This is a genomic window from Maribacter hydrothermalis, assembly GCF_001913155.1.
GTDB lineage: Bacteria > Bacteroidota > Bacteroidia > Flavobacteriales > Flavobacteriaceae > Maribacter > Maribacter hydrothermalis.
Window position 1 is genome coordinate 3261112 of the sequence record NZ_CP018760.1, and the last position, 18032, is coordinate 3279143.

Genomic DNA, 18032 nt, shown 5'->3' on the forward strand with positions numbered 1-18032 from the left:
GAACTAAATTACTTTAAACGTAATTGCTCTTTAATGCTGTTAACATCATGTGGGTGAACCAATGTATCATGAGTTAAAGCAAGCTTACGCTTTTTAGATTTCTTGGTAAGAATGTGGCTCTTAAACGCGTGCTTTCTTTTAATTTTACCGGTACCTGTAAGCTTAAAACGCTTCTTAGCACTCGATTTTGTTTTTTGTTTAGGCATTTTCTCCTAGTTTATATATTAATCTCACTTTGCATGCTAAACGCTGCTCACGATGGTAGGCAGCGTTTAGTATTTTATAAAAGATTCAGTAGTAAGACTATACTGAATCATTATTTTATTTTCCTTTAGTTTTTGGAGCAATGAACATCGTCATTCTTTTTCCTTCTAACTTAGGCATCTGTTCTACTTTACCTAGTTCCTCCAATTCAGAAGCTAATTTTAACAATAAAATTTCTCCTTGGTCTTTGTAAACTATTGATCTTCCTTTAAAAAAAACATATGCCTTTAATTTTGCTCCTTCTTGAAGAAATTTTTCAGCATGTTTCTTTTTAAAATCATAATCATGATCATCCGTGTTAGGCCCAAACCTAATTTCCTTGACTACAACTTTGGAAGCTTTCGCTTTCATTGCCTTGTCTCTTTTCTTCTGTTCGTATAAAAACTTTTTATACTCCATTATTTTACAAACAGGTGGGTCGGCCTTAGGGGAAATCTCCACCAAATCCAAACCTAGTTCTTCTGCTTTCTCAAGAGCCTGAGGAAAAGGATATACACCTACTTCAACATTGTCACCAACTAACCTAACTTTTGGGGCCGTTATCTTTTCATTGATATTATGGGGATTCTTATTTTCCCTTCTAGGTTGTGGTCTAAATCTTTTACGTATTGCTATGACTAAATATTTTTAATTAAACTTTTATTCTTTAAACGTCTTTAAGGTACTATTTATTTCTGTGTTGACCAAGTCTGTGAACATAGTTACGTCTATTGCTCCTAAGTCTTCACCACCATGTTTACGAACAGAAATGGTGTTTGCGACTTCATCATTGTCCCCTACGATAAGCATAAATGGAATTTTACTCATTTCTGCTTCACGTATTTTCTTACCAATAGTCTCGTTTCTACCATCGATAAGGGCGCGAATTTCGTTATTTTCTAGGGATTTTAAAACTTTTTCAGCATATTTTTCATGTTTTTCGCTAACAGGAAGAATAATAGCTTGTTCAGGGGTTAACCATAAAGGGAAATTACCTCCCGTGTGTTCTAATAATAAAGCTATAAAACGTTCCATACTTCCAAAGGGTGCGCGGTGTATCATTACCGGTCTATGAAGCTCATTGTCACTACCTTTATAGGTTAACTCAAACCTTTCTGGTAAGTTATAATCTACTTGTATGGTTCCTAATTGCCACTGTCTACCTAAGGCATCTTTTACCATAAAGTCTAGCTTTGGACCATAAAAGGCAGCTTCTCCACTTTCTATAACATAGTCTAGTCCTTTTTCTTCTGCGGCATTGATAATGGCTTGTTCTGCCTTTTCCCAATTTTCAACTGAACCAATATACTTTTCTGGATTATCTAAATCTCTTACAGATACTTGTGCTGTAAAGTTCTCAAACCCTAAAGAACCTAAAACATATAATGAAAGGTCTATTACATTTTTAAATTCTTCATCTAATTGGTCTGGTGTGCAGAAAATATGCGCATCATCTTGGGTAAAACCTCTTACTCTAGTAAGTCCATGTAGTTCGCCACTTTGCTCATATCTATATACTGTGCCAAATTCTGCAAATCTTTTTGGTAGTTCCCGATAGCTGAATGGTTTGGAATTATAGATTTCACAATGGTGAGGGCAATTCATAGGTTTTAATAAAAACTCCTCGTCCTCTTTTGGTGTGTGTATAGGTTGAAAGCTGTCCGCTCCATATTTTTCATAATGTCCCGAAGTAACATAGAGTTCTTTTTGACCGATATGTGGCGTAACTACCATTTCATAACCAGCTTTTTTCTGTGCTTTCTTTAAGAACTGCTCTAAACGCTCTCGAAGTGCAGCTCCTTTAGGTAGCCATAAAGGTAAACCTTGTCCTACTTTTTGGGAAAAAGTAAACAACTCTAGTTCTTTACCTAATTTTCTGTGATCACGTTTTTTAGCCTCTTCCAAAAGTTCTAGGTATTCTGTAAGTTCCTTTTGTTTAGGAAAAGAGATGCCATATATTCGAGTGAGTTGTGTATTTTTTTCATTACCGCGCCAATAAGCACCGGCAACACTCAAAATCTTAATTGCCTTAACAATTCCGGTATTTGGAATATGGCCACCACGACACAAGTCTGTAAATGTATCGTGGTCGCAAAACGTAATAGTGCCGTCCTCAAGGTTTTCAATTAACTCAACTTTATATTGGTTGTTTTGGTTTTTATAAAATGCCAATGCATCTGCTTTAGATACTTCTCTCATTTTGTAATCATGCTTACCACGAGCTATTTCCAGCGCCTTCTTCTCAATGGTTGGAAAGTCTTTATCGGAAATGGACCCTTCAAGAAGTTCAATGTCATAATAAAACCCATTATCAATTGCTGGTCCTATTGTAAGCTTTACTCCGGGGTATAGTTCTTCAATAGCCTGTGCTACAATGTGTGAAGTGGAGTGCCAAAATGCTGTTTTACCTTCCTTATCATTCCAGGTATATAACACCAGACTACCGTCCGTATTTAATGGAGTGACAGTTTCAACAGTGGTTTTGTTGAATTTTGCAGATATAATATTTCGGGCTAAACCCTCACTAATGCTTTTTGCTACTTCTAAAGGGGTGGTACCTTTTTCGAATTCTTTTATTGAACCGTCTGGTAGTGTAATGTTAATCATGTTATATATATCTTTTCGGATGTCAAAGATACTATGTTGAACTCATGTCCACAATAGTAAAATGTTATGTTTTGGTCTTTCGTAATATGAAAAAAGCTTTAACTATTATTTTTTAAAATAGGATGCGTTAGATGAGTATGTCGACTTCTTTATTTTAATTCATTTTTAATTTGGTATTAAATGAGATGCTTGATTGTTGCTGTAAAAAGTTGAGGTAATTTAAATGAGTCTTTATTGGGGATTTGGTGTATAGGAATCTGGTTGTTATTATAACGGTAGGTAATATATTTATAGTGTTTTTGTTAATACATATATAGGTATGCATTATATAGCTTGTTTAGAAATACGGTTGTGCATTTTGTAAACAATTGATTGCTTGCTATTTACTTTTTATAGATTAATACATTTTGGTGTAATTACTTGATTTATAGTAATATAGATTTTTATTGTATTTGATTCATTAATTTTTAAATTATAAACATCGGTAAATCAGTCCTGTAACGTGTTATCGAAAAAACTTCATATTTTTCTTTAAAAAAGTCTTGTTGGTTTAGAAATAGGGTGTACATTTGCAGCCCGCTAACGAGGAAGATTTATTTGGAATCGGGGTGTTGGGAAACGTTCATATATGTGTTGATTGGTTCGGCTTAAAAAAGAAAGGATATTTTTTTCGAAAAAAGTTGCCGGGTTAAAAAACAGTTGTATATTTGCACCCGCTTAGGGAGACACCTAAGGGAAACGAGGCGAGAAAATCGAAAGATTTGTAGCTGAGTTGATAGAAGTTCATTGAAATATTGTGGAGATAAGAATCGAGTTCGGGTGAGGACCTGGGCGAGAGGAACAAGAATTAAGGAAACATACAATTTAGTGTGTCGCAAGACATATATAAAGGAATTGAATCGAGAGTCGGGGCCGGGAGGGATTTTGACTTCGTTGGGACGAATATTTACAAAACAACGATGAAGAGTTTGATCCTGGCTCAGGATGAACGCTAGCGGCAGGCCTAACACATGCAAGTCGAGGGGTAACAGGGAGCTTGCTCCGCTGACGACCGGCGCACGGGTGCGCACCGCGTATGGAACCTACCTTCTACAGGGGAATAGCCCAGGGAAACTTGGATTAATGCCCCGTGGTACCGTTGATCGGCATCGACCAACGGTTAAAGCCTTCGGGCGGTAGAAGATGGCCATGCGTCCCATTAGTTTGTTGGTAAGGTAACGGCTTACCAAGACTACGATGGGTAGGGGCCCTGAGAGGGGGATCCCCCACACTGGTACTGAGACACGGACCAGACTCCTACGGGAGGCAGCAGTGAGGAATATTGGACAATGGAGGAGACTCTGATCCAGCCATGCCGCGTGCAGGAAGAATGCCCTATGGGTAGTAAACTGCTTTTATACGGGAAGAAAAAAGGGTACGTGTACCTTACTGACGGTACCGTAAGAATAAGGACCGGCTAACTCCGTGCCAGCAGCCGCGGTAATACGGAGGGTCCGAGCGTTATCCGGAATTATTGGGTTTAAAGGGTCCGTAGGCGGGCAGTTAAGTCAGTGGTGAAAGTCTGTAGCTCAACTATAGAATTGCCTTTGATACTGATTGTCTTGAGTTATAGTGAAGTTGCCGGAATATGTAGTGTAGCGGTGAAATGCATAGATATTACATAGAACACCGATTGCGAAGGCAGGTGACTAACTATATACTGACGCTGATGGACGAAAGCGTGGGGAGCGAACAGGATTAGATACCCTGGTAGTCCACGCCGTAAACGATGGATACTAGCTGTCCGGGTCCTTGAGACCTGGGCGGCCAAGCGAAAGTGATAAGTATCCCACCTGGGGAGTACGTTCGCAAGAATGAAACTCAAAGGAATTGACGGGGGCCCGCACAAGCGGTGGAGCATGTGGTTTAATTCGATGATACGCGAGGAACCTTACCAGGGCTTAAATGCATATTGACAGGGGTAGAGATACCTTTTCCTTCGGGCAATTTGCAAGGTGCTGCATGGTTGTCGTCAGCTCGTGCCGTGAGGTGTCAGGTTAAGTCCTATAACGAGCGCAACCCCTACCGTTAGTTGCCAGCATGTCATGATGGGGACTCTAACGGGACTGCCGGTGCAAACCGTGAGGAAGGTGGGGATGACGTCAAATCATCACGGCCCTTACGTCCTGGGCCACACACGTGCTACAATGGCAGGTACAGAGAGCAGCCACGTCGCAAGGCGGAGCGAATCTATAAAACCTGTCACAGTTCGGATCGGGGTCTGCAACTCGACCCCGTGAAGCTGGAATCGCTAGTAATCGGATATCAGCCATGATCCGGTGAATACGTTCCCGGGCCTTGTACACACCGCCCGTCAAGCCATGGAAGCCGGGAGTGCCTGAAGTCCGTCACCGTAAGGAGCGGCCTAGGGCAAGATCGGTAACTAGGGCTAAGTCGTAACAAGGTAGCCGTACCGGAAGGTGCGGCTGGAACACCTCCTTTCTAGAGATTGTCATATAATGACAGTCCCTGGCGAAGTAAAATGGAACTACGGTCCCGGTCTTTTGATTTAATAATGTTTTTCTATAATGAATGTTCGAATAAAAAAATCTCCATGATTATGATATATAAGTAATTGCTTTTTCTGCGAGGTATTTATACTGAAGAGGAAAGAGTAGGGACAGTCCCATAGCTCAGCTGGTTAGAGCGCTACACTGATAATGTAGAGGTCGGCAGTTCGAGTCTGCCTGGGACTACTGAAAAGTACGAGGTACAAATTAAGGATGTACGAAGTACGAACGTTCATTAAGGTTGAAATATTGAAGGAAATTTTAGAAGTTGAGGAGTTAAAAGAGTTATTGCTCATAACTCTTAACTAATAACTCATAACTAAAATAAATGGGGGATTAGCTCAGCTGGCTAGAGCGCCTGCCTTGCACGCAGGAGGTCATCGGTTCGACTCCGATATTCTCCACCAGGCAATGCCTGAAGATATGAAATAAGGTCTTTAGTGCTTGCAGTGATTAGCATAGATGATTTAATTGTCTATCGCGACTCGCGATCGTTCATTGACATATTGGAACAGGAGGTAAGACATTTTAATGTTTTACCGACTAAAAAAGAAAGAAACACGAATCTTTATTAAGTAAAGAGTACGAATAAGATAGAATAGATTAAAGATCTGGCGACAAGCTGGAAAAGGGCGTATGGGGAATGCCTAGGCTCTCAGAGGCGAGGAAGGACGTGATAAGCTGCGAAAAGCTACGGGGATCGGCACACACGATATGATCCGTAGATATCCGAATGGGGCAACCCACTATATTGAAGATATAGTATCCGCAAGGAGGCAAACCCGGGGAACTGAAACATCTAAGTACCCGGAGGAGGAGAAAACAAAAGTGATTCCGATAGTAGCGGCGAGCGAAATCGGATTAGTCCAAACCGTTGTTGTTTCGGCAACAGCGGGGTTGTAGGACCACGACATTCGATGTGCAATGAACTAGAACGCTTTGGAAATAGCGACCATAGAGGGTGATAGTCCCGTATAGGCAAAGAGCATTAAGATAGTGGTATCCTGAGTAGTGCGGGGCACGTGAAACCCTGTATGAATCCGGCGGGACCATCCGCCAAGACTAAATACTCCTGAGAGACCGATAGTGAACCAGTACCGTGAGGGAAAGGTGAAAAGAACCGTGAATAACGGAGTGAAATAGATCCTGAAACCATACGCTTACAAGCGGTCGGAGCCCATATGGGTGACGGCGTGCCTTTTGCATAATGAGCCTACGAGTTACTTTTACTGGCAAGGTTAAGTTCTTCAGGAACGGAGCCGTAGCGAAAGCGAGTCTTAATAGGGCGCCATAGTCAGTAGTAGTAGACGCGAAACCGTGCGATCTACCCATGGGCAGGTTGAAGCTGTGGTAACACATAGTGGAGGACCGAACCCGTTGACGTTGAAAAGTCTTGGGATGACCTGTGGGTAGGGGTGAAAGGCCAATCAAGCTCGGAAATAGCTCGTACTCCCCGAAATGCATTTAGGTGCAGCGTGTAGATAGTTTTATAGAGGTAGAGCTACTGATTGGATGCGGGGGCTTCACCGCCTACCAATTCCTGACAAACTCCGAATGCTATAAAATGTTTCTGCGCAGTGAGGGCATGGGTGCTAAGGTCCATGTCCGAGAGGGAAAGAACCCAGATCACCGGCTAAGGTCCCAAAGTATATACTAAGTTGATATAACGCGGTGGAACTGCATTGACAGCCAGGATGTTGGCTTGGAAGCAGCCATTCATTTAAAGAGTGCGTAACAGCTCACTGGTCGAGCGGTTCCGCATGGATAATAATCGGGCATAAGTATATCACCGAAGCCGTGACTTCATATTTATATGAGGGGTAGGGGAGCATTGTAACTGCGTCGAAGGCGTACCTGCGAGGGATGCTGGAGCGGTTACAAACGAAAATGTAGGCATAAGTAACGATAATGCGGGCGAGAAACCCGCACGCCGAAAGACCAAGGTTTCCCCAGCTATGCTAATCAGCTGGGGGTCAGTCGGGACCTAACGCGAACCCGAAGGGGATAGTGGATGGACAACAGATTAATATTTCTGTACCTGCTCACGCTAAAAGTGACGGAGGCGAGAAGTTGGTGCGTACAGACGGAATTGTACGTTGAAGGGAGCGGTAACGCCCCGATAGTACACCGAGACTACGGTCAAGGTGATAATCCAGCATATCGACTTCCAAGAAAAGCGAGTGAAGCAGCCCGTACCGTAAACCGACACAGGTGGTTGGGATGAGTATTCTAAGGCGCTCGAGAGATTCATGGCTAAGGAACTAGGCAAAATAGACCCGTAACTTCGGGAGAAGGGTCGCCCCCTTATGGGGGGCCGCAGTGAAGAGGTCCAGGCGACTGTTTATCAAAAACACAGGGCTCTGCAAAATCGAAAGATGAAGTATAGGGCCTGACACCTGCCCGGTGCTGGAAGGTTAAGAGGAGATGTCATTCCTTCGGGGAGAAGCATTGAATTGAAGCCCCAGTAAACGGCGGCCGTAACTATAACGGTCCTAAGGTAGCGAAATTCCTTGTCGGGTAAGTTCCGACCTGCACGAATGGTGCAACGATCTGGACACTGTCTCGGCCATGAGCTCGGTGAAATTGTAGTATCGGTGAAGATGCCGGTTACCCGCAGTGGGACGAAAAGACCCCGTGCACCTTTACTATAGCTTCGTATTGACCTTGGTCAAGCAATGTGTAGGATAGCTGGGAGACTTTGAAGCTGCATCGCCAGGTGTGGTGGAGTCATTGTTGAAATACCAGCCTTTGCTTGTCCGGGGCCTAACCCTCCAAGAGGGAACAGTGCGTGGTGGGTAGTTTGACTGGGGTGGTCGCCTCCAAAAGAGTAACGGAGGCTTCTAAAGGTGCCCTCAATACGGTTGGCAATCGTGTGTAGAGTGCAATGGCACAAGGGCGCTTGACTGAGAGACATACAGGTCGATCAGGTTGGAAACAAGAGCATAGTGATCCGGTGGTTCCGCATGGAAGGGCCATCGCTCAAAGGATAAAAGGTACGCCGGGGATAACAGGCTGATCTCCCCCAAGAGCTCATATCGACGGGGGGGTTTGGCACCTCGATGTCGGCTCGTCACATCCTGGGGCTGGAGAAGGTCCCAAGGGTTGGGCTGTTCGCCCATTAAAGTGGCACGCGAGCTGGGTTCAGAACGTCGTGAGACAGTTCGGTCTCTATCTACTGCGGGCGTTAGAAATTTGAGTGGATCTGACTCTAGTACGAGAGGACCGAGTCGGACTGACCGCTGGTGCACCAGTTGTTCCGCCAGGAGCATCGCTGGGTAGCTATGTCGGGATCGGATAAGCGCTGAAAGCATATAAGCGCGAAACCGGCCACAAGATGAAATTTCTTTAAAGGGCCGTGGGAGATGACCACGTTGATAGGCTATAGGTGGAAGGGCAGTAATGTCCGTAGCCGAGTAGTACTAATTGCCCGTCAGGCTTGCGCGAACGCTTGCCTCCTTCTTCGGAAGGAGGCGGCAACGATCTTTACTTCTTTCTTTTTATACCGAAACATACTTTTTAATATAAGTGCTTCTTTCCTTTATAGGAATCCTGTTCCATTCATGTCAACGATATTGCGGCGAAGGCCGCGGTCGGATATATCCGATCCAAAACTTAGGTGGCCATGGCGACGGGGCCCACCCCTTACCATTCCGAACAGGGAAGTTAAGACCGTTTGCGCCGATGGTACTGCTATACCAAGTGGGAGAGTAGGTAGCCGCCTTTTTCAAAGTCCTTTACAGCAATGTAAAGGACTTTTTTTTGCCTAGGAATTAGGTGTGAGATAATAGATTACTTCTTTTGATTATATTTAAGGAACTTAAATAGTAATCATGAAAAATGCCATCCTTTTATTAATTTTATTCTCATTTTCACTAACCATTTATTCTCAGGAAAATCAATTAAAAGCCTTAGTTGGAGGTACTCTAATTGATGGATTTGGTGCAGAACCTATTAAAAATAGTGTAGTCATAATTCAAAATAAGAAAATAATTGCTGTAGGTAATCAAGACAATACTATAATTCCACAAAATGCTGAAATAATTTCTACAGAAGGTATGAGTGTTTTACCCGGTCTATGGGACATGCATGTTCATACTATGTTAACAGGACATTCGGATTACGCCTATTGGGATAAAAAATATCCTCCGCTTTGGGAAGATGTAATTATGCCTGCTTCAGCACATCAATTGTTAATGGCTGGTGTAACTAGTGCTAGGGATTTAGGGGCGCCTTTAGAGGAAAGTATTGCTGTTAGAGATGCTATTAATAATGGTGAAATTCCAGGTGCAAGTTTATATGTTTCCGGACCTTTTATACAGCATAAGCCATATCCAGGTACTGAAGATTTTAGATGGGGGATAGACGGCGTGGAAGATGCGCGTAAAAAAATTAGAAAGCTGGCTAAGGCAGGGGTAGATATGATTAAGTTAATTGATCAAGATAAAATGACTATGGATGAAGTTATGGCCATAGTTGATGAAGCTCATAAAAATAATTTAAAGGTAGTTGCTCATAGTCATAGACCTGAAGAAATAAGAAGGGGATTAATTGCAGGTGCCGATTGTTTTGAGCATACAGGTTTATCTTCAGCACCAGAGTATCCAAATGACATTATGGAAATGATAAAGGAGCGAACAGGTGACATGAGTCAAGGTCCTTTGTTTTGGACCCCTACTGTTGAAGTTTTGTATAATTATGAATATATGCGGGATAATCCAGAATTTATAGATGAGGATTCATGGCATAGGGGTTTACCTGATAGTGTTGTAAGCGATATAAGAAATAGTATTAAACATTCTGACAGGTTGCCTTATTTTCAATTGACACCAAGTAGAAGACCAACGCTTGAAAAGAAAGTGAAACAATTATTAAATGCTGGGGTTGTATTGATGATAGGTACTGACAGTGGAATTCCAATGAAGTTTCATAGTCAATCTACATGGAATGAACTTGATGTTTGGGTGAATGAATTTGGAATTGATCCAATGTATGCTATTAGAGGTGCAACTTATTGGCCATCATTATGGATGGGTGTTTCTGATAAAGTAGGTACTATTACTCCAGGTAAAGACGCTGATATTATAGCAGTAAAAGGAGATGTTTTAAGATATATAAGTCTTTTACAAGATGTTGATATTGTTATTAAACATGGAAAACGCTATAAATAATTTCACATTGATTGAAAAAGAAGAAAAATTCAATACTGTTTCTCATGGTATTGGTACTATTTTAGCAATAATTGGAATGGTACTTTTATTAAGTGCTAACAATCAAAAATCTAATTATGCTATTTTGAGTATAGTTATATATAGTATTTCTTTAATAAGCATGCTAGCTGTATCCACAATATATCATGCTGTTCATAGTAGTGTTTGGAAACAAAGAATGAGAATTATAGATCATATTAATATCTATTATCTTATTGCAGGTACGTACACGCCCGTGGCATTAATAACCTTAATTAACGGCAATGGATGGTTTATATTCTTTACTGTTTGGGGTATAGCACTTTTTGGGACTATTTTAAAAGTATTTTATACAGGTAAATTTGAAATCCTATCATTATTGTTATACTTAACAATGGGATGGTTAATAGTATTCGATTTTCAGAATTTAATAGATGGTACTTCTAAACTAGGAGTACGATTATTAATGCTTGGAGGGGCTTTTTATACTATTGGAATTGTTTTTTATGCCGTAAGAAGAATTCCGTATAATCACTTTATCTGGCATCTATTTGTACTAGGTGGGGCAATAAGTCACTGGTTTTTTATTTATTTGGATGTCGTATAGTAGTAGTAATTTAAATTATTAATTCAATAGTATTAAGAATCAATAAAATCTTTATACTCTTCAAAGAATTTTTCTATTTGTGACATAGTGTGATTTAAAAACTCCATAGTTTCTCTCCAACTATTCTTATTGTGAATAGATACATCGTGTAATTCTATGTAAACTCTTGAAATTTCTTTTTGATTATCAAGAATAAAAAAATCTTCATATATGGCTTTTGGAAGGTATTCTTCTACTAATATTGATTTTAACGCAACTAATTTATCCCAAACTTTTATTCGTTGTTCAAAATCAGAATCAACATCTATAGAAACCATCGCCATTTTTAAATCGAAATGAAATTTAAAAGATAATCCCTTTACTTTTGTTTTGTATAAAGTCTATTTATTTGGAAACGATTTTCCAAATGAAATCCAAAATTCTTCTCGCAATTTTCTTGAGTCTTCTTTGCTGAACATTTATACAAAATAAGCAATTGTAATACCAAAAATTATCACTAATAGTTTCCTTAAATTAAATTTATGTCCTTCAGAACTTTCAAACAATATTACCGTGGAAATATGTAAGAATACACCAATTACTAGCGCATTCAAAAAGATACCATAAGTAGCTAATAGTTCAATTGTATGAGCTAAATAAGTTCCTAACGGTGTCATAATAGAAAATAGAACCATAAATAAACCGGCATGAAAGGGTTTAATATTTGAGCCCAAAAGAAATATACTTAAAATAATGGCTATTGGAATTTTATGAATTAATATGCCATAGATAATTGTGTTGTTAGTGCCAATAGGTAAACCTTCTAATAAGGAATGAATGCAAAGACTAATAAAAAGCAACCATGGAAAATTTCTACTTTCCTTAGATATATGAACATGCCCATGCTCTGCGCCTTTGGAAAAGAATTCTAAGAATATTTGAAATAAAATTCCTAGCATAATAAAGACTCCAATTGATTTTGGTTCTATATTAGAGTATACCTCGGGTAGCATTTCAAAGATTGTCAATGCTAATAAAAATGCACCACTAAAGGCAAGTAATAGCTTAAACGATTCGTTTTTTTGAGGTTTTGTAATTACCACAAAAATAAAACTTAATAGCACACCCAGAATAGGTAAAATATAAATCATGTAGTCGCTGGTTAGGCTTTTATATAAAGGAAATAGATCTTAAATTAATCTAGCGTCAAAATTAGCGTATTTTTGCGGTACGAGAAAAAATGGATATGGGTAATAATTTTAAAATGGTCGCAAAGACACTATTTGGTTTTGAAGAACTCCTTTCAAAGGAACTAAGAAACCTTGGTGCAAGTAATGTTGTCGAAGGTGTTAGAAATGTATCATTTGAAGGTGATACAGGCTTTATGTACAAAGCAAATCTTTGTTTGCGAACAGCTATAAAAATTATTAAACCAATACACTCTTTTCGTGTTAGAGATGAAAATGACCTATACAAGAAAATTTATGCAATGGATTGGACAGAATACCTATCCGTTAGTGAAACTTTTGCTATAGATGCTACAGTAAACTCTGAACAGTTTACACATTCATTATATGTATCTCAAAAAACTAAAGATGCTATTGTAGATAAGTTTAGAGATACTGACGGTACAAGACCAGACGTAGATGTTAAAGATCCAGATCTTCGTATAAATATTCATATTCATAATAACGAGTGTAATGTTTCTTTAGATAGTTCAGGTAGTTCATTGCATAAAAGAGGGTATCGTACGGCAACGAATATTGCTCCTATAAACGAAGTACTTGCTTCTGGTTTGTTATTATTGAGTGGATGGGATGGACAAAGTGATTTTCTTGATCCTATGTGTGGTAGTGGTACTATGTTGACTGAAGCAGCTATGATTGCTTGTAATATCCCTGCTAATATTAATAGAAAGGATTTTGCATTTGAAAAATGGTCAGATTTTGATGCCGAGTTATTTGAGAAAATAATTGATTCTAGCTTAAAGAAAACAAGAGAGTTTCATTTTAAAATAATTGGTTATGATAAGGCTCCTTCTGCGGTAAGAAAGGCTCAAGATAATATCGAGAATGCTAATCTAACTGATTATATTACTGTAGAACGTAAGGATTTTTTTAAGACGGAAAAGGAAACAGATGGAACATTACATATGTGTTTTAATCCACCATATGGGGAACGTTTGGATATTGAGTTGGAAAATTTTTATAGCGCTATAGGTGATACCTTAAAACAAGGATATCCGGGGACTAATGCTTGGTTTATTACCAGTAACCTGCCTGCATTGAAGTTTGTAGGTTTAAGACCTTCACGTAAAATAAAAGTATTTAATAGTCATTTGGAATCTAGATTAGTTAAATATGAAATGTACGAAGGAAGCAAAAAGGCTAAATATCAAAAAAACGAGTAAGAATGAAACTTAAGCATCAAGTTCTAGTTTATAATTTTCTGGGGTATGCTATCCTATTTATACTACTGCGATTTGTTTTACATTTCACATTAAAATTAGATTCTATTTATTTAGCATTGATTGCTGCAATTGCAGCATCTGTGCTAGCTCCTAAATTTGCTGTAGTAAAAAAAGAAGGAGTTGATAAAATGGTAATGAAATGGATATTTATTAAGGGGTTTAAAGAATTATAATTCACCTTGATTAGAATCTAATTTTTCAATTTTTTCTTTTGCTTTATTCTTCTTTTTATAAAGTGGTAAGAAATAGGATATACTATAATTATAACCTACTCCAAAGTTACTATCCCAGGTTACTTTATTAAATCCGGGTATCCATAAATTTGGAAAACGCTCATTCTCTTTTTGTGATATAATCAGTCCTAGTCTTATACTTGCACCTACATAAAAATTAGAGAATACCTTAACTTTTGTTCCAAATACACCTTCTAACCATGTAGCTGATAATCCTGAGAAGTTTTCTGCAATATCAGAACCACTTGCAAAATTATCTTCGTTCCAATACCTATTTGTATCAAAATATTGATAATTATTCAATGTATTATCAAAAGTACTGAAGGCTAATCTACCGCCCATATAAATTAAATTATGCTCACCATACCAGTTAGCATAATTGTTTTTGTTTACACCCACCTTTAAATAACTACCAGAAGTGGTAAAATTATAAAGATCTTCTTGTCTTGTTTTTTCTTCGGTTCCAAGTTCAGCGGCTAAGTATAAATTTTGAGTAAGTCTGTAATCTGCAACAATTTCAAAGCCTTTATAATTATCATCCAAAGCTCCTGTTACAATTCTACTTAAATCAATACCTAGACTAATGCCATAAGATTGTTTGTATATAACTGTGTCCTTTGGGTTTAAATCAATAGGCTTACTTTGACAAAATGCCATACAGGTAATAAATATGAATAAAAGATTAGTGATAAATCTTGACATGTGTTGAATCTGAGTTGGTGACTTGTGATTTTATTATTTCAATATCCTTAATCCAATTATCCGTGTCTACATTTAAACCAGTTTGTAAACTATCGTAATTTATTACGAACCCACAACCACGGGATAAAAAGTCCTCTATTCTTTGATAGGAGAAATTAATAGTATCTACGTTTCCTGTTTCAGAACCATCCTCTGCAGATGCTGAACCACTGATCAATATAAAGCTTGTTGCATCTTCATCTGTCTTTAGTGGAATTGAAATGGTGTTTAATGCTGTTCTATCTGCAACTGTATTAACCGTTATATTTTTGCCAACACCAACAACCCTTAACGTAGGAACGTTTTTTAGAGCACTGGTGTCTGATATATTGTAAAACTCTATAACTAATAGTGGCGTATCACCTTCTACACAGATATCATCTTTTTCACAAGAGGCTACCGATAAGATGGCTGTAAATAATAAAATGCCAATTCGTAAACTTCTCATACTAAACTTTCTTTTCTAAAAGTACAACATTTTCAACGTGATGAGTTTGCGGAAACATATCTACTGGTTGTACTTTCGTTATCACATACATATCTTTCATCATTTCCAAATCCCTAGCTTGTGTTGCACTATTACAGCTGACATAAACTACTTTTTTAGGTGCAATGTTTAATATTTGCTGAACAACATCTTTATGCATACCGTCACGTGGCGGATCAGTTATAATTACATCCGGCACTCCATTTTGAGATATAAACTGCTCATTGAAGACATTTTTCATATCACCAACAAAGAAATCTACATTTTCTATATTATTACGGACTGCATTTGCTTTGGCGTCTAAAATTGCTTCAGGAACCGATTCTATACCTACTACTTTTTTAGCTTTTTTAGAAACAAATTGGGCAATAGTACCTGTTCCGGTATACAGGTCATAAACCAGTTCATCGCCTTTTAAATCAGCAAAATTTCTAGTTATTTTATAAAGCTCGTAAGCTTGTTCTGAATTTGTTTGATAAAAAGATTTCGCATTAATCTTGAATTTCAACCCTTCCATTTCTTCGAAAATATGATCTCTACCGGCGAAGCAAATTATTTCTTGATCATAAATAGTATCATTTGCCTTCGGATTAATTACATATAACAAAGCAGTAATTTCTGGAAAGGTAAATGATAGGTGGTTTAAAAGTAATTCTCTCTTCTCCTTATTATTTTCAAAAAATTGAACTAAAACCATAATTTCTCCAATAGAACTGGTACGTAGCATTAAAGTACGTAATAAGCCATGTTGGTTTCTTGGGTTGAAAAATGTAAGTCCATTTTTAACAGCAAACTTTTTCGTCTCTAATCGAATGGCGTTAGAAGGGTCTTCTTGAAGATGGCACTTTTTAATGTCCAATATTTTATCCCACATACCTGGAATATGAAAACCGAGGGCATTTCTATCTTCAATTTGATTATCTGACTTAATTTCATTTTGAGTTAACCAGCGACTATCGGAAAAGGAATATTCCATTTTATTTCTGTAGAAATACTGCTTTTTAGAACCAAGTATAGGGGTCATTTCAGGTAAATCTAAATGTCCTATTCGTTTTAAATTATTCTCAACTTCTTTTTGTTTGTAAAAAAGTTGGTGATTATAGCCCATATCTTGCCATTTACATCCTCCACAAACACCAAAATGCAGGCATATAGGGTCAACTCTTTTATCTGAAAGAGAATGAAATGTAATAGCAGTACCTTCGAAATATGCTTTCCTTTTTTTTGTGGTTTGCACATCAACAACATCTCCAGGGACCGTATTGTTTAAAAAAATAACTCTACCATCTGGTGCCTTTCCAATGGTTTTTCCTTTGGCGGCAGCATCTACAATGGTTACATTTTCAAAAACTAAACGCTTTGTCTTTTTTCGCATGCCGCAAAAATAAATGGTTTCTTTGAATTGAGAATACTGTTATTGATAGTATTAACAAGATATTGGAGCCATTTGCCGTAATTATTATATTTGCGGACAATTATTTGTATTTTTGTTTATCTACAAGGATGATTTCTCTCCCACGCTGAATTTTCGCCCCGATGCCTATCGGGATTTGAAAGGAAAAAGGTATAGAAGGAATTGCTAAAGTTTTATTTAAAGTAATTTTTATCATGTCAATTTTAGAAAACATCACTTCTAAGGATGCTATAGCATTAGAAGAAAAACACGGAGCACACAATTACCACCCTTTACCTGTTGTGCTAAGTAAAGGCGAAGGCGTATTCGTATGGGACGTTGAAGGACAAAAGTATTATGATTTTTTATCCGCTTATTCTGCAGTGAACCAAGGACACTGTCATCCCAAAATTGTAAATGCTATGATAGTACAAGCAAAGACATTGTCTTTGACTTCTAGAGCCTTTTATAATGATATGTTGGGTAAATACGAAAAGTACGCTACAGAAACGTTTCATTTCGATAAACTCTTACCAATGAATACAGGCGCAGAGGCTGTTGAAACCGCTTTAAAGATTTGTAGAAAATGGGCTTATGAGAAAAAAGGTATTGAAGAAAATGAAGCAGAAATAGTTGTTTGTGAAAATAATTTTCATGGACGAACTACTACTATTATTTCATTTTCTAACGATCCTGTGGCCCGCAAGAATTTTGGTCCGTATACTGATGGATTCATAAAAATTGAATACGATAATCTTAAAGCATTGGAAGAGGTGCTAAAATCCAATAAAAATGTTGCTGGTTTTTTAGTAGAACCTATACAAGGTGAAGCCGGTGTATATGTGCCATCTAATGGGTATTTAAGTGGTGCAAAAGCACTATGTGAAAAGTATAACGTGTTATTTATTGCAGATGAAGTACAAACTGGTATTGCCAGAACAGGTAGATTATTAGCTACCTGCGGAAATTGCTCTTGTTCTGATAAACATTGTAGCGGAACACCCGAAATTAAACCTGATATTTTAATTTTAGGTAAAGCATTGTCTGGTGGAGCGTACCCAGTTTCTGCGGTTTTGGCGGATAATGATATTATGGGTGTTATTAGACCAGGAAATCATGGAAGTACATTTGGCGGCAATCCTATTGCGGCAGCAGTTGGTATGGCGGCTTTAGAGGTTGTTAAGGACGAAAAGTTAGCGGAGAATGCCTTTGTGTTAGGAGAGCTCTTTAGAGAAGAGTTAAATAAGTTTATACCTCATACGGATCTAGTTAATAGTGTTCGTGGTAAGGGGCTTTTAAATGCTATCTTAATTAATGATACCGAAGAAAGTAGTACGGCATGGGATATTTGTATGGCTTTAAAAGAAAACGGACTTCTTGCTAAACCTACTCATGGTAATATAATCCGTTTTGCACCACCATTGGTAATGACAAAAGAGCAACTTTTAGATTGTGTTTCTATTATTATAAAAACATTAAAGGAGTTTAAAAAATAAAAATAAAAATCCCCGATTCTATATCGGGGATTTTCTTTTTA

At 38.2% G+C, this 18032-nt stretch carries 12 protein-coding genes, 2 tRNA genes, 3 rRNA genes and 1 pseudogene; 10 read left to right on the forward strand and 8 right to left on the reverse strand.

Annotation, left to right across the window (positions count from 1 at the left end):
- Positions 1 to 8: 8 nt before the first annotated feature.
- The 3 genes from rpmI to thrS all read right to left on the reverse strand — a co-directional run bounded on the left by rpmI (position 9) and on the right by thrS (position 2850).
- Positions 9 to 206, reverse strand: a complete 198-nt coding sequence (gene rpmI / locus BTR34_RS14120) for a 50S ribosomal protein L35 (RefSeq protein WP_068486516.1) — start codon at positions 204 to 206, stop codon at positions 9 to 11.
- 115 nt (positions 207 to 321) lie between these two features.
- Complete coding sequence (gene infC / locus BTR34_RS14125) at positions 322 to 879, reverse strand: translation initiation factor IF-3 (RefSeq protein WP_082960223.1); 558 nt, start codon at positions 877 to 879, stop codon at positions 322 to 324.
- 24 nt (positions 880 to 903) lie between these two features.
- A complete protein-coding gene (gene thrS, locus BTR34_RS14130) occupies positions 904 to 2850 on the reverse strand; it encodes a threonine--tRNA ligase (RefSeq protein ID WP_068486520.1) in 1947 nt (648 codons plus the stop codon).
- A gap of 956 nt (positions 2851 to 3806) precedes the next feature.
- On the opposite strand from thrS, the gene BTR34_RS14135 reads away from it, so the two are divergent.
- The 7 genes from BTR34_RS14135 to trhA all read left to right on the forward strand — a co-directional run bounded on the left by BTR34_RS14135 (position 3807) and on the right by trhA (position 11192).
- A 16S ribosomal RNA gene (locus BTR34_RS14135) occupies positions 3807 to 5331 on the forward strand.
- 180 nt (positions 5332 to 5511) lie between these two features.
- Positions 5512 to 5585, forward strand: a tRNA-Ile gene (locus tag BTR34_RS14140).
- Between the two features lie 144 nt (positions 5586 to 5729).
- Positions 5730 to 5806 (forward strand) — tRNA-Ala (locus tag BTR34_RS14145).
- Positions 5807 to 6013: 207 nt separating this feature from the next.
- Positions 6014 to 8843, forward strand: a 23S ribosomal RNA gene (locus BTR34_RS14150).
- Positions 8844 to 9011: 168 nt separating this feature from the next.
- Positions 9012 to 9123 (forward strand): 5S ribosomal RNA (gene rrf / locus BTR34_RS14155).
- The 16S, 23S and 5S rRNA genes sit together here with 2 tRNA genes alongside, the layout of an rRNA operon.
- Before the next feature lie 106 nt (positions 9124 to 9229).
- On the forward strand, positions 9230 to 10567 hold the full coding sequence (locus BTR34_RS14160) for an amidohydrolase family protein (RefSeq protein ID WP_068482797.1): 1338 nt from the start codon (positions 9230 to 9232) through the stop codon (positions 10565 to 10567).
- Positions 10548 to 11192: a PAQR family membrane homeostasis protein TrhA gene (gene trhA / locus BTR34_RS14165; protein WP_068482794.1), complete on the forward strand. Its 645-nt coding sequence runs from the start codon at positions 10548 to 10550 to the stop codon at positions 11190 to 11192. The genes BTR34_RS14160 and trhA overlap by 20 nt, the downstream gene beginning before the upstream one ends.
- Before the next feature lie 32 nt (positions 11193 to 11224).
- Here trhA and BTR34_RS14170 read toward each other — a convergent pair.
- Positions 11225 to 11557 (reverse strand): annotated as a pseudogene (locus BTR34_RS14170) (DUF4268 domain-containing protein); the annotation flags it as partial.
- A 93-nt stretch (positions 11558 to 11650) separates the two neighbouring features.
- A complete protein-coding gene (locus BTR34_RS14175; RefSeq protein WP_068482791.1) occupies positions 11651 to 12322 on the reverse strand; it encodes a ZIP family metal transporter in 672 nt (223 codons plus the stop codon).
- A gap of 95 nt (positions 12323 to 12417) precedes the next feature.
- Here BTR34_RS14175 and BTR34_RS14180 point away from each other — a divergent pair, with 95 nt between their 5' ends.
- Entirely contained in the window at positions 12418 to 13581 is a 1164-nt protein-coding gene (locus BTR34_RS14180) for a THUMP domain-containing class I SAM-dependent RNA methyltransferase (RefSeq protein ID WP_068482831.1), read from the forward strand.
- Positions 13582 to 13583: 2 nt separating this feature from the next.
- On the forward strand, positions 13584 to 13814 hold the full coding sequence (locus BTR34_RS14185) for a hypothetical protein (RefSeq protein WP_068482789.1): 231 nt from the start codon (positions 13584 to 13586) through the stop codon (positions 13812 to 13814).
- On the opposite strand, the gene BTR34_RS14190 is transcribed toward BTR34_RS14185, so the two are convergent.
- From BTR34_RS14190 to rlmD, 3 genes are read right to left on the reverse strand one after another with little or no spacing between them, the layout of a single operon-like run.
- Positions 13809 to 14576: a DUF6048 family protein gene (locus BTR34_RS14190; RefSeq protein ID WP_068482784.1), complete on the reverse strand. Its 768-nt coding sequence runs from the start codon at positions 14574 to 14576 to the stop codon at positions 13809 to 13811. The two genes, BTR34_RS14185 and BTR34_RS14190, sit on opposite strands and share 6 nt — an antisense overlap.
- Positions 14557 to 15063, reverse strand: a complete 507-nt coding sequence (locus BTR34_RS14195; RefSeq protein WP_068482781.1) for a DUF6452 family protein — start codon at positions 15061 to 15063, stop codon at positions 14557 to 14559. The genes BTR34_RS14190 and BTR34_RS14195 overlap by 20 nt, the downstream gene beginning before the upstream one ends.
- 1 nt (position 15064) lies before the next feature.
- Positions 15065 to 16477, reverse strand: a complete 1413-nt coding sequence (gene rlmD / locus BTR34_RS14200) for a 23S rRNA (uracil(1939)-C(5))-methyltransferase RlmD (RefSeq protein ID WP_068482779.1) — start codon at positions 16475 to 16477, stop codon at positions 15065 to 15067.
- A gap of 233 nt (positions 16478 to 16710) precedes the next feature.
- Between rlmD and rocD the strand changes: the two genes are divergently transcribed.
- Positions 16711 to 17991: an ornithine--oxo-acid transaminase gene (rocD, locus tag BTR34_RS14205; RefSeq protein ID WP_068482776.1), complete on the forward strand. Its 1281-nt coding sequence runs from the start codon at positions 16711 to 16713 to the stop codon at positions 17989 to 17991.
- Positions 17992 to 18032: the final 41 nt, after the last annotated feature.

Excerpts from the sequence above, each read along its gene's own strand:
- rpmI (WP_068486516.1), bottom strand. The coding sequence starts at position 206 with ATGCCTAAACAAAAAACAAAATCGAGTGCTAAGAAGCGTTTTAAGCTT.
- thrS (WP_068486520.1), bottom strand. The coding sequence starts at position 2,850 with ATGATTAACATTACACTACCAGACGGTTCAATAAAAGAATTCGAAAAA.
- BTR34_RS14160 (WP_068482797.1), top strand. The coding sequence starts at position 9,230 with ATGAAAAATGCCATCCTTTTATTAATTTTATTCTCATTTTCACTAACC.
- trhA (WP_068482794.1), top strand. The coding sequence starts at position 10,548 with ATGGAAAACGCTATAAATAATTTCACATTGATTGAAAAAGAAGAAAAA.
- BTR34_RS14175 (WP_068482791.1), bottom strand. The coding sequence starts at position 12,322 with ATGATTTATATTTTACCTATTCTGGGTGTGCTATTAAGTTTTATTTTT.
- BTR34_RS14180 (WP_068482831.1), top strand. The coding sequence starts at position 12,418 with ATGGGTAATAATTTTAAAATGGTCGCAAAGACACTATTTGGTTTTGAA.
- BTR34_RS14185 (WP_068482789.1), top strand. The coding sequence starts at position 13,584 with ATGAAACTTAAGCATCAAGTTCTAGTTTATAATTTTCTGGGGTATGCT.
- BTR34_RS14190 (WP_068482784.1), bottom strand. The coding sequence starts at position 14,576 with ATGTCAAGATTTATCACTAATCTTTTATTCATATTTATTACCTGTATG.
- BTR34_RS14195 (WP_068482781.1), bottom strand. The coding sequence starts at position 15,063 with ATGAGAAGTTTACGAATTGGCATTTTATTATTTACAGCCATCTTATCG.
- rlmD (WP_068482779.1), bottom strand. The coding sequence starts at position 16,477 with ATGCGAAAAAAGACAAAGCGTTTAGTTTTTGAAAATGTAACCATTGTA.
- rocD (WP_068482776.1), top strand. The coding sequence starts at position 16,711 with ATGTCAATTTTAGAAAACATCACTTCTAAGGATGCTATAGCATTAGAA.